Annotated in this window: 11 protein-coding genes; 3 read left to right on the top strand and 8 right to left on the bottom strand. The window is 64.9% G+C overall.

Going from position 1 to position 12,078, the window contains the following annotated elements:
- Window positions 1–5 precede the first annotated feature (5 nt).
- Window positions 6–1,028: a methionine synthase gene (locus ACZYOF_RS01070; protein WP_463714488.1), complete on the bottom strand. Its 1,023-nt coding sequence runs from the start codon at window positions 1,026–1,028 to the stop codon at window positions 6–8.
- A 100-nt stretch (window positions 1,029–1,128) separates the two neighbouring features.
- On the opposite strand from ACZYOF_RS01070, the gene ACZYOF_RS01065 reads away from it, so the two are divergent.
- The 3 genes from ACZYOF_RS01065 to ACZYOF_RS01055 all read left to right on the top strand — a co-directional run bounded on the left by ACZYOF_RS01065 (window position 1,129) and on the right by ACZYOF_RS01055 (window position 3,569).
- The gene (locus tag ACZYOF_RS01065; protein ID WP_463714487.1) at window positions 1,129–1,830 is read left to right on the top strand and encodes a glutathione S-transferase N-terminal domain-containing protein; all 702 of its coding nucleotides are present in this window, start codon (window positions 1,129–1,131) and stop codon (window positions 1,828–1,830) included.
- A gap of 153 nt (window positions 1,831–1,983) precedes the next feature.
- Complete coding sequence (locus ACZYOF_RS01060) at window positions 1,984–2,595, top strand: DsbA family protein (RefSeq protein WP_463714486.1); 612 nt, start codon at window positions 1,984–1,986, stop codon at window positions 2,593–2,595.
- Entirely contained in the window at window positions 2,595–3,569 is a 975-nt protein-coding gene (locus tag ACZYOF_RS01055; RefSeq protein ID WP_463714485.1) for an NADPH:quinone oxidoreductase family protein, read from the top strand. Before ACZYOF_RS01060 ends, ACZYOF_RS01055 begins: the two co-directional genes overlap by 1 nt.
- Window positions 3,570–3,689: 120 nt before the next feature.
- Here the strand turns inward: ACZYOF_RS01055 and ACZYOF_RS01050 are convergent, their stop codons facing one another.
- The 7 genes from ACZYOF_RS01050 to ACZYOF_RS01020 all read right to left on the bottom strand — a co-directional run bounded on the left by ACZYOF_RS01050 (window position 3,690) and on the right by ACZYOF_RS01020 (window position 11,962).
- On the bottom strand, window positions 3,690–4,205 hold the full coding sequence (locus ACZYOF_RS01050) for a hypothetical protein (protein WP_282527218.1): 516 nt from the start codon (window positions 4,203–4,205) through the stop codon (window positions 3,690–3,692).
- Between the two features lie 38 nt (window positions 4,206–4,243).
- Window positions 4,244–4,918, bottom strand: a complete 675-nt coding sequence (locus ACZYOF_RS01045) for an esterase/lipase family protein (protein ID WP_130580768.1) — start codon at window positions 4,916–4,918, stop codon at window positions 4,244–4,246.
- Window positions 4,915–5,805, bottom strand: a complete 891-nt coding sequence (locus tag ACZYOF_RS01040; protein ID WP_463714484.1) for a crotonase/enoyl-CoA hydratase family protein — start codon at window positions 5,803–5,805, stop codon at window positions 4,915–4,917. The genes ACZYOF_RS01045 and ACZYOF_RS01040 overlap by 4 nt, the downstream gene beginning before the upstream one ends.
- Window positions 5,806–5,989: 184 nt before the next feature.
- Window positions 5,990–7,411: an amidase gene (locus tag ACZYOF_RS01035; RefSeq protein ID WP_463714483.1), complete on the bottom strand. Its 1,422-nt coding sequence runs from the start codon at window positions 7,409–7,411 to the stop codon at window positions 5,990–5,992.
- Window positions 7,404–8,576 (bottom strand): M20 aminoacylase family protein, encoded by a 1,173-nt coding sequence (locus ACZYOF_RS01030; RefSeq protein WP_463714482.1) that lies wholly within the window; start codon window positions 8,574–8,576, stop codon window positions 7,404–7,406. Before ACZYOF_RS01030 ends, ACZYOF_RS01035 begins: the two co-directional genes overlap by 8 nt.
- Window positions 8,577–8,583: 7 nt before the next feature.
- The gene (locus ACZYOF_RS01025) at window positions 8,584–10,107 is read right to left on the bottom strand and encodes a M81 family metallopeptidase (RefSeq protein WP_463714481.1); all 1,524 of its coding nucleotides are present in this window, start codon (window positions 10,105–10,107) and stop codon (window positions 8,584–8,586) included.
- Between the two features lie 214 nt (window positions 10,108–10,321).
- Complete coding sequence (locus ACZYOF_RS01020) at window positions 10,322–11,962, bottom strand: ABC transporter ATP-binding protein (protein ID WP_130580773.1); 1,641 nt, start codon at window positions 11,960–11,962, stop codon at window positions 10,322–10,324.
- Window positions 11,963–12,078 lie beyond the last annotated feature (116 nt).

Raw genomic sequence — 12,078 nt, 5'->3', positions numbered from 1 at the left:
CGGCGTCAGCCGAGCCGCTGCCGCGCCAGCTTGGCGCCTGCGCCGAGCGCCATCAGCTTGGCTTCCGCGATGTCGCGCCGCATCGGCGCCATGCCGCAATTGGTCGTGGCGACGATGTTGCTCTTCGGCACGAATTTCGCGACCGCCTCGATCACCGCGACCACGTCTTCCGCGGTCTCGACCACGTCGCTTGCGACATCGATCACGCCGGCCTGGACGATCTTGCCCGGCAGCAGCGCGAGCAGTTCGATCGGCACCTTCGAGTTGCGGCATTCGATCGCGACCTGCTGGATCGCGCTCTTGTCGATCACAGGAAAGGTCTCCTCATATTGCCGCCACTCGCTGCCCAGCGTCTCCTTCCAGTCGGTATTGGCCTTGATGCCGTAGCCGTAGCAGATGTGCACGGCGGTCTCGCAGGTCAGTCCCTCGGCGGCGCGCTCCAGCGCCTTGATGCCCCAGTCGCGGACCTCGTCCATGTAGACATTGAAGGCGGGCTCGTCGAACTGGATCATGTCGACGCCATCGGCTTGCAGCGCCTTCGCCTCCTCATTCAGGAGCTCGGCAAAGGCGAAGGCCATCTTGACCCGGTCGCCGTAATATTTGTCGGCGATGGTGTCGATGATGGTCATCGGGCCGGGCAGGGTGAATTTGAGCTTGCGCGTCGTGTGGGTGCGGGCGACGCGGGCTTCATCGGCATGGACACGGCCCTTGAGCTGCAGCGGCGCGACCACCTGCGGCACCATGGCCTTATAGCGGTCCTTGCGGATGCCCATCTCGACCTTGTGGGCGAAATCGATGCCCTCGACCTTTTCCAGGAAGCCGTGGACGAAATGCTGGCGCGCCTGCTCGCCCTCGGTGACGAGATCGATTCCGGCATCTTCCTGCAGCTTGAGCGCCAGCAGGGTGGCGTCGCGCTTGGCGCGCACAAGCTCGTCGCCTTGCGACTTCCACGGCGCCCACAGCGTGTTGGGTTCGGCCAGCCATTCCGGTTTCGGCAAGGAGCCTGCGATCGTGGTCGGAAACAGCATGTCTGGCCTCCCTCGGTTCGGATTGAGCGCCTGTCTGCCATGTCTTATGATCGAGGTACAGAACAACAAACGTCTTTATGACGGGACCTTTGGGGAAACCATGATCGACCTCCACTACGCGCCGACGCCGAACGGCTGGAAGATCTCGATCATGCTGGAGGAACTCGGGCTTCCCTATCAGGTCATCCCCGTCAATATCCGCGCCGGCGAGCAGTTTCGCCCGGAATTTCTGGCGATCAGCCCGAACAACCGGATTCCGGCGATCGTCGACCATGCGCCCGCCGACGGCGGCGAGCCGTTCTCGGTGTTCGAGACCGGCGCGATCCTGATCTACCTGGCGGAGAAGACCGGCCGCTTCCTGCCCACGGATATGCGCGGCCGCTCGGGGGTCATCCAGTGGGTGATGTGGCAGATGGGCGGGCTCGGGCCGATGCTCGGCCAGCACGGCCATTTCGCGCTCTACGCCGCCGAAAAGATCCCCTATGCGATCGAGCGCTACCGCGACGAGGCGGCGCGGCTCTATGGCGTGCTCGACCGTCAGCTCGGCAAGACCGGCGCCTACATCGCCGGCGACTATTCGATCGCCGACATCGCCTGCTTTCCCTGGACCATGACCCACAAGGCGCAGGGTTTTACGCTCGACGACTACCCGAACATCAAGCGCTGGTACGCCCTGGTGCGCGCCCGGCCGCAGGTGCAGGCGGGGCTCGCGATCGGCAAGTTCGTCAAGGAACCGTTCGACGAGGACGCGCGCAAGAACATGTTCGGCCAGCGCGCCAAGGAGATGTTGGGGAAGCAGTAACTACCCGTCGTTCCGGGGCGCGACGAAGTCGCGAGCCCGGAATCCATTTCGCCGTTGGTGTATGCGGATCAATGGATTCCGGGCCTGCGCCTTGCGGCGCATCCCGGAATGACGAAAATGGACACAAGCGATATGACAACAGGAAACGCCACCATGATCGAATTCTTCTTCGACTGCTCCAGCCCCTGGACCTATCTCGCCTTCCACAACATCCAGCCGCTGGCAAAGGAGTTCGGCGCGGAGATCTCCTGGCGGCCGATCCTGGTCGGCGGCATCTTCAACACCGTCAACCCGAGCGTCTATGCCTCGCGCGAAACGCCGGTGCCGCTGAAGGCGCGCTACATGAAGAAGGACCTCTCCGACTGGGCACGCTCGGCTGGCCTTGCGATCAAGATGCCGCCGACTGTATTTCCCGTGAACAGCGTCAAGGCGATGCGCGGCTGCATCTGGCTCGGCAACGACAAGATGCTGCCATTCGCGCGCGCGGTGTTCGAGGCCTATTGGGGCGACGACAAGGACATTTCGCAGGATGCGGTGCTGACCGAGATCTGCAACAAGGTCGGCATCGATCCGGCAAAATTCTTCGCCGGCGTCAGTGAGCAGGCGATCAAGGACCAGCTCAAGGCCAACACTGACGAAGTGATGGCGCGCGGCGGCTTTGGCTCGCCGACCATCTTCATCGACAAGACCGACATGTATTTCGGCAATGACCGCTTGCCGCTGATCCGCGAGGCGTTGGAGCGCAAGAAGGAGCAGGCAGCCTGATGCCGAAAGCCGTCGTCTGCCGCGAGCTCGGTCCGCCCGAGCGCCTGCGGCTGGAAACATTTCCGCCGGCGCGATTGAAGCCGGGCGAGGTGCGCATCGCGATCCGCGCCGCGGGCATCAACTTTCCCGACGTGCTGATGGCGGCGGGCGAGTATCAGCTCAAGCCGCCATTGCCGTTCACGCCGGGCATGGAGGCCGCCGGCGACGTGGTCGAGGTGAATGACGCAGGTCACGTCAGGGTTGGCGACAAGGTCATCGTGAAGATGCGCCATGGCGCCTTCAGCGACGAGGCGGTAGCTGCGCCGTCACAACTCACGCGGATGCCGTCGACGTTCGACTATGCTGAAGGAGCGACCTTCCTCGCCGCGCATGGCACAGCCTATCACGCACTGATCGACCGCGGCCAGCTCAGGCACGGCGAGGTGCTGCTGGTGCATGGCGCCGGCGGCGGCGTCGGCCTCGCCGCGGTCGAGATCGGCAAGCTGCTTGGCGCCGTCGTGATCGCGGCCGCGTCCAGCGAGGAGAAGCTTGCGATCGCCAAGGCGAGGGGAGCCGACCATCTCGTGCTTTACGCGCGTGAGCCGTTTCGTGACGCCGTGAAACGCATCACGGATGGCAACGGCGCCGACGTCGTGTTCGATCCGGTCGGCGGCGAGGTGTTCGAGAACTCGATGCGCTGCATCAACTGGGGCGCGCGGCTGCTCGTCATCGGCTTCACCGGCGGCATCGGACTTGCCCGCACCAATCTGTTGATGATCAAGGGCGCCAGCGTGCTCGGCATCCGCGCCGGCGAAGCCGTGCGCAGGAATCCGGCGCTGGGCGAGGTGCGGATCAAGGTGCTGACCGAATGGGCGGAAGCCGGCAAGGTGCGCCCGAACATCTCGCACCGTCTGCCATTGGAGGATGTAGCGAAAGCGATGCGCCTGTTGCTGGAACGCAAGGCGATCGGCCGCGTGGCGTTGATGATGGGGTGATTCTTCTCTGTCATGCCCCGCGAAGGCGGGGCATCCAGTACGCCGCGATCTCTCGGTGAATCTCAACCGCCTCTGGAATACTGGATCACCCGCCTTCGCGGGTGATGACGGGTACTGGCCTCACTTGCCCGCCTGCGCGTAGCCGAGACACGCCCGCACGATCTGGCCGCAGACGGCGTCTCGCGCCTCGCCGATGTCGGTATTCCCCGCATATTGCACCTCCGCGACCTTGCCGCCGACGAAGCGGAGTTGCACGCGGCAATATCCGGTCAGAGGTTGTCCGCCGATGTTCAGCCCGGGCGGGATCGTGAGGGCCGGCGGCGCGATTCCGCCGGGCGCGCTGGCGGCGTGCTCATACATCCAGATTTGGCCGGTGCCGTCCTTGGCGGTTCCAGTCGGCAGCCCCGCGCACATCCGGATATTTGATTGACTAAGTCCGATCAGGCTTTCCCTGCCGCGTCGCGCCCATTCGGCTTCCCGTTCGGCACAGCCGGCCAGGACGAGGGGTGCCAGGATAAGCATCCGCAGGCAAAGTCGCATCGGCACCGATTCAGTGACGGGGTTCGCACAGACGATATCGCGTTGCGGATTTGCAGTGCAGTGGAAGTGCTGCTCGCCTCCATGCGCGATCGGCATGGATCAAAAAGCGAGGTGGCACGTTATCGCTGCCCACTTTAGGAATTCGCTGTGAACTTTCCTTCCCGCAGGAACGTGATCGTCTGCGCGATCGCCTCGTCACTGCGCACCAGCCACGGATGCGACGTGCGTACGACAATATGATCGGTCATGCCGTCGAGCTTCGTGTTCGCGACCGACACACGTCCGTCATGCGGACGCGGCAGGAAGGCCGAGGCGACCGGGTAGATCGAGCGCTTCCCGGCGATGATGCCGACCGGATACTCGATCGGCGGCAACAGCGCCATGGTCGCGGCATCGCGCAGCGTGCCGAGCTGCTGTCCGGCGGGGCCGAAGAATGCGCGGTAGAGCACGACGTTCTTCAAGCGGTCCGCAATCTCGCTGCCGCCATTGGGCGTGCCCAGCATCACCACGCGACCGAGATTTGGCGGCCGATGTTTGGCGAGATAGACGCGCGTCAGCAGCCCGCCCATGGAGTGGCAGACGACGTGCATCTGGCCACTGAGACGGCTAGCGAAAGTTTTGATATCGGGATGAATGTCTGCGGCCAATGCCTCGAGCGCCTTGCGGCGGCTGGCGTAATCGAGATTGAGCGTCGCATATCCGGAACGCGCGATCGCGCTTTCCATCTTGCGGAACGAACGGGCTGTCCGGCTGATGCCGTGCAGGAGGACGACGCCGTCCTGTGCCGGCGTCGTCGCAGGCGTGCTCACTTATATTCGCGCTCTTGCCACCAGGGGAAATAGTCGGGCATGTCGGACGAGACCTTGTTCTTGAACTGCGCGGGGCGTTTCTCCAGGAACGAGACCACGCCTTCCTTGACGTCGTCCGAACGGCCGCGGGCGTAGATGCCGCGGCTGTCGACCTTGTGCGCTTCCATCGGATCGTCGGCGCCAAGCATGCGCCACATCATCTGGCGGATCAGTGCCACCGAGACCGGTGCGGTCTTGGCGGCGATCTCCTTTGCCAGCGCGCGGGCGGTCGGCAACAGCTCTTCCGGCGGCACCACCTTGCTGACGAGACGGCCCGCAAGCGCCTCCTGCGCCGGGAAGACGCGGCCGGTGTAGCACCACTCCAGCGCTTGTGAGATGCCGACGATGCGCGGCAGGAACCAGCTCGAGGCCGCCTCGGGCACGATGCCGCGCTGGGAGAACACGAAGCCGAAGCGCGCGGCCTCGCTCGCGATGCGGATATCCATCGCGAGCTGCATCGTGACGCCGATCCCGACCGCAGGCCCGTTCACCGCGGCGATCACCGGCTTGAGGCTCTTGAAGATGCGCAGCGTCACCTGGCCGCCGCCGTCGCGCACATTGGGATCGCTATAGTCGACCGCGCCGCTCGCCAGCCGCTTCACCGGCCCGCGCCGCGCGTCGCGATCGAAGGTGTTGGCGCCCGAGGAAAGGTCGGCGCCGGCGCAGAAGGCGCGGCCCTCGCCGGTGACGATGATGGCGCGGATGTCGTCGTCCTTGTCGGCGGCATCGAAGGCGTCGATCAGTTCCTGCTGCATCGTCGCATTGAAGGCGTTGAGCTTGTCCGGGCGGTTCAGCGTGATCGTGAGGATTTGCTCGGCGACCTCGTATTTGATCGTCTCATACGCCATGGTTGTTTCCTTCCTCTTGTTTCCTTCGTGATCATCTCTAGCACGTCATTCCGGGGCGCGCGCAAGCGCGAGCTATGATGTGCAATTGCACATCAGAGAATCCATTCATCCGCGCTGTGAGCGTGGATAGATGGATTCCGGGCCTGACCCTTCGGGTCATCCCGGAATGACGAGTGGAGGTAATTTATTTCGCCGGCGGCTGCGGCCAGGGCCGTTGCGGGCCGCGCAGGGCCTCGAAGGCCTTGCCCATGCCGAGCACGCCGATGTCGTCGAAGCGGCGGCCGATGATCTGCACGCCGATCGGAAAGCCATTCTTGTCGTAGCCGCCGTTGATCGACAGCGCCGGGTTCTCCGACATATTCCACGGCACGGTATAGCAGATGTGCTCGAACGGCTTGTCGGGATCGTTGAGCGGTGCGGCAAGTTCGGCCGCGAAGTTCACCACCGGCGAGACCGGCGAGATGATGTAGTCGAAATCGCAGAACAGTTTGGCTGCGGCAGCGCGGATCGCCATGGTCTGGTTGAAGCCGCGGATCACGTCCACGCCCGACAGTTTCGCGCCGGCCTCGCCCCATTTGTAGATATAGGGCAGCACCTTTGCGCGCTCTTCCGCGGACAGTTTCGACAGATCGTCCCACATCCGCGCGCGCCAGAAATTGTCGAGACCCTCGAGCATTTGCCGCGTGAAGAAGCCGTCGACCTCGGTGACGACGGCGCCGGCGGATTCGAAGGTTTTCGCCGCCTTCACCACGACGTCGCGCACTTCCTTCTCGAGCGCCTGGCCGACGTCGAGATCGAGCATCAGGCCGAGGCGCATCTTGCGCGGCGACTTCTCCAGCGTCTTCCAGTTGATCTCATGCGCCGGCAGGCTCATGCCGTCGCGGCGGTCGGGGCGCGACAACACGCTCATCATCAGCACGGCGTCATCGACGATGCGGGTCATGGGCCCAGCGACGCGGCCGAGATAGGGCGGATCGATCGGGATGCGCCCGAGGCTCGGCTTCAGCGCAACCAGGCCGCACCAGCACGCCGGCAGCCGCACCGAGCCGCCGATGTCGGTGCCGAGATGCAGTGGGCCGTAGCCGGCTGCAGTGGCCGCACCTGCGCCCGCGCTCGAGCCGCCTGGATTCTTGCTGAGGTCCCAGGGATTGCGGGTGAGGGGATGGAACGAGGAGAGTCCCGAGGACAGCATGCCGTAATCCGGCATCGTGGTCTTGGCGAAGATCACCGCGCCCGCCTCGCGCAAGCGCGCGGCGGGCGGAGCGTCTTTCTCGGCCGGCACGTGCTTGACGCTGGCCGCGCCCAGCGGCACCGGCTGGCCTTTGGTGGCGACATTGTCCTTGATCGTGACAGGCACGCCGTCGAGCGTGCCCATCGGCTCCCCGGCCTGCCAGCGGTCGGTCGAGGCCTTGGCCACTGCGCGCGCGCCCTCCGGGTCGTACAGGTAGAGCGCCTTGATGTGCGGTTCCCACTGCGCGACATGCGCGATCACCTCGTCCAGCACCTCGAGCGGTGAGAACTGCTTGGCGCGGTAGCCCGCGATCAGGTCGGTCGCGGAAAGATCGTGCAGCGAGGTGACGGCGTCTTCGGGGGCTGGTTTATGCATGGGCACCTACCGGCAAACGAGTCTCGATGATGCGTGCGAACATGCTGGCGCCAACAGGCAGAATCTTGTCGTCGAGGACATAGCCGGGATTGTGCACCGGCACCGAGCCGTCATGGCCGACCCAGAAATAGGCGCCGGGCACCGCCATCATCATGTCGGCAAAGTCCTCGCTGCCCATCTTCGGCTGCGAGCGGGTGATGACCTTCGATGGATCGACCACGGTGCGCGCGACCTGCTCGACCACCCGCGACTGTTCTTCCTGGTTGACGAGCACGCTGAAACCGTCGCGGATGTCGACGGTGATCTCGGCCTGGAATGTCGCGGCAATGCCGGCGCAGATCGTGCGCATGCGTTCGCGGATCAGTGCGCGCACCTCGTCGGAGAAGGCGCGCACTGTGCCGCACAGCTTCGCGTCGCCGGGAATGACGTTGTAGGCCGAGCCCGAGTGGATCTGCGTGATCGACAATACCGCCGCCTGCAGTGGATCGACGTTGCGGCTGACGATGGTCTGCAGCGCCTGGCCGAGTGTCATCGCGATCACCACGGCATCCTTGGAGCGCTCCGGCATCGCGCCATGCGCGCCGTAGCCCTGGATGGTGATGTCGAAGAAATCGGCGCCGGCCATTGCCGGCCCCGGCAGGACCGCGATCTCGCCGTGGTCCAGATCGGGCGCATTGTGCAGGCCGTAGATCTCGTCGCAGGGAAACTTTTCGAACAGCCCGTCCTTGATCATGGCGCGGGCGCCGCCAAGGCCTTCCTCGGCCGGCTGGAAAATGAAATGCACGGTGCCGTCGAAATTGCGGGTTTCGGCCAGATAGCGTGCGCTGCCGAGCAGCATGGTGGTGTGGCCGTCATGGCCGCAGCCATGGAAGCGGCCGGGAATGGTCGAGCGCCATTTCAGGTTGGTGTTTTCCTCCATCGGCAGCGCGTCCATGTCGGCACGCAGGCCGATGCGCTTGTCGCCATTGCCCTTGCCCTTGAGCACGCCGACCACACCGGTGCCGCCGAGGCCGCGATGCACCTCGATGCCCCAGCTCGCGAGCTTCTCGGCGACGATGCCGGAGGTGCGGACCTCCTCGAAGCCGATCTCGGGATGGGCATGGAAATCCCGACGGATCGCCGTGAGTTCGTCGGCAAAGCCTTCGATGCGTTCGATGGTGGGCATTTGGTCCTTATCCGGTTGAACGTGATGTGTTGACAGGCGCGAAGGCGGGGCCGTTCGGCTTGATGCGGATCCCCGCCCGCAATTTGGTCCACGGCAGCGACGCGGTGTCGGCCGGCATCGCGCCGGGGGCAGCGCAGATCAAGAGCTTCTCGGCGATCGGCTCGAAATCGGCGCGGAAATGCACTGAGCTCTTGTTGACGAGGATCGCCTGTTCGGTCGGCTCGATGCCGACATAGCGGTACATCGACTGGTCCGCGAGCTGCGCCTTGTGCGAGCTGACGACCACCCTGACATCGCCGATGCGCAGGCACGCCGATGGTCCCATATCCATGTCGCGGCCGCCGTAATAGGGGCCGGGCGCCACGAACTTTCCATCCGAGAGCTGCTCGACGACAAAGGTTTCCTTGTAGGGCGCGTCGTCCGGAATGCCCGACTTGCCGCCGAGCGCGAGCGTTACCGTGGCGCCGACGCCCGCGGCATGCGCGGCCTTTGCCGACTGGGGATCGTAGATCACGCCGGTTGCGGCGCGGGTGGCATTGTTGCGCACCAGCGCCCGCAGCATGCCCGTGGTGTCGGAGTCGCCGCCGGCGCCGGGATTGTCCTGGGTGTCGGCGATGATGATCGGCCTGGTCGCGGCCTTCGCCAACGCCATCGCATGGCGCACGCCGTCGTCGGGCGAATAGATGCGGCCGTCGAAATCGTCCTCATGACCGGCGATCAATGCGACAAGCTTGTCGGTGGCGGCATCGGCGTCGGCCTGTGTCGTGCCATAAGCGAACACGCTCGGCCCGCAATGTTCAAAATCGGCCGCGGGAAAGCCCGGCGCAAAGGACAGGGTCGGTACCGTATCGCTCTCCATCGCGGCGAGCTTCTCGTAGATGCCCCTGGTCGGCTGGTCGTTGGTGCATTGCCAACTGATCGGGATCAGGAACGGCAATTGCCGGAATGCCTTGGCGAAACGCTGCCTGGTCTTCAGCAGCAGTGCGAGATGTCTTGCGGACGCGCGACCGGTGTCGGCCATGTCGACGTGAGGGTAGGTGCGGTAGGCGATCAGCGCATCGGCATGCTCGACCATTTCAGGCGTGACATTGGCGTGCAGATCGAGGCTCGCGACCAGCGGCAGGTCGTTGCCGATCACCTTGCGCACGCGCGCCAGGATCTCGCCTTCACCGTCGTCCAGGTGCTCGGTCACCATCGCGCCGTGCAGGTCGAGATAGACGGCGTCGAGCGGACCTGCATTGGCGATGCCGTCGACCATCTCCTTGACGATGCGCTCGAACGCATCTTCGGTCACATGCGCCGACGGGCTTGCGCCGCACGAGATCGTCGGAATCAATTCCCAGCCATTGGCTTCGGCCGCCTCCACGAAGCCGGCAAGCCCGACATTGATCTTGCGCATCACCTTCAGCACGTCGGCGCCATGCGCCATCGATGGCCAGCCGCCGCCATGCACGAAATCATCATAGGTCGCCTTGGTCGGCGCAAAGGTATTGGTCTCGTGCAGGAAGCCGCCGACGGCGATGCGGGTCATTGATCAAGGTCTCTGGGTTCGTGAAGGGCGACGTTAAGCGTGTCGCTGCGGCCAGCGCAAGCGGCGAAGCATTCCGGATTTGCATGCCGCATGGGCGTTGGGAATTGGCTCATGCGCCCAGGCCGTCATTGCGAGGAGCGCAGCGACGAAGCAATCCATGTCCCCGCAAGTGGCGGCATGGATTGCTTCGCTTCGCTCGCAATGACGGGCGGGACTACTCCGCGGCCTCGGCCACGGGCCGAAAATTGGCAAAATCCCAGCCGCGGCCGGGTGCGGCATCAAGTAGCGCCTTGGTATAGGCCTCTTTCGGGTGAGTAAGCACTTCCGCCGCCGGCCCCTGTTCGACGACGCGGCCATGCTGCATCACAACGACATCGTCGCAGATTTGCGCCGCAACGCGCAAATCGTGGGTGATGAACAGCAGCGCAATGCCGAGCCGCTTCTGGATTTCATCCAGGAGATCCAGCACCTGCGCCTGCACGGAGACGTCGAGCGCGGACACCGCCTCATCCGCCACCAGCACCTCAGGGTCGAGCGCGAGTGCGCGCGCAATCGCAATGCGCTGGCGCTGGCCGCCGGAGAACTGGTGCGGATAGCGCGAGATCGCGTCCGCCGGCAGGTGCACCAGCTCGAGCAGTTCGCGCGCTTTGCTCAGCGCCTGCTTGTGCGGCATGCCGTAATTGATCGGGCCTTCCGCGATCGACTCGCCGACGGTGACGCGCGGGTTGAGCGAGCGATAGGGGTCCTGGAAGATGATCTGGATTTTCTTGCGGTGCGGCTGCAACAGCCGCCGCGACAGTTCGGAGATTTCGCGGCCGACCAGCCGCACGCCACCAGAGGTCGGGTCGATCAGGCGCACGATGCAGCGCGCCACTGTCGATTTGCCTGAGCCGCTCTCGCCGACGATGCCGAGCGTGCGGCCCTTGCGCAGCGTCAGCGTGACATCCTTGGCGGCCGCGACCTCGCGGACTTTGCCAAGGAAGGAGCGCTCGCGATAGACCTTGCAGAGTTCGTTGGCCTCCAGCACCACCGGCTCCCTGGTCTCCTCGCGCGGTGACCGCGGCACCAGGCTCGGCACCGAGGCCAGCAAGTTGCGGGTATATTCCATCGACGGATTGCGCAGGATGCCGTCCAGCGGCCCGCTCTCGACCAGCCGGCCGTGACGCATTACCGCGACGCGGTCGGCGATCTCCGCGACCACGCCCATGTCGTGGGTGATGAACAGCACCGCGGTGCCATGGTCGCGCTGCAGGTCGCGGATCAGCGTGAGGATCTGCTTCTGCGTGGTGACGTCGAGCGCAGTGGTCGGCTCGTCCGCGATCAGAAGCTTTGGCTCCAGCACCAGCGCCATCGCGATCATGATGCGCTGGCGCTGTCCGCCGGAGAGCCGGTGCGGGTAGGAAGCGAAGATGCGCTCCACATCCGGCAGCCGCACCTGCTCCATCATCGCCAGGATCTTCTGCCGCCGCGTGCGGGCGTCGAGATCGGTGTGCACGCGCAGCACTTCGTCGATCTGGCGGCCGACCGGCACCACCGGATTGAGCGCCGTCATCGGCTCCTGGAAGATCATCGCCATTCGGGTGGCGCGCAATTGCCGCAAGCGCCGGTCGCTCGCGCTGAGCAATTCCTCGCCCACCAGCTTGACGCTGCCGCCGGTCGGGATCAGCGAGCCCTTCTGCAACAGGCCCATCACCGTGAGCGACGTCACCGATTTGCCGGAGCCGCTTTCGCCGACCAGGCACAGCGTCTCACGCTCGCGGACCTGTAGCGAGATGCCGTCGATGATGCGGCTTGCGCCCGGCTTCTTACCGAGGGCAACGACGAGATTGTCGATGTCGAGGACGGTGTTGGTCATGCACTCACTCTCTCGTCATTCCGGGGCGCCCGCGAAGCGGGTGAGCCCGGAATCCATTTCTCAGCTTGCGCTCGTGGCCTGATGGATTCCGGGCTCGCGCTTCGCGCGCCCCGGAA

This window comes from Bradyrhizobium sp. LeoA1Lang, assembly GCF_055413685.1.
Note: the sequence above shows the minus strand (reverse complement) of the source record. Positions and strands in the feature narration are given on the sequence as shown.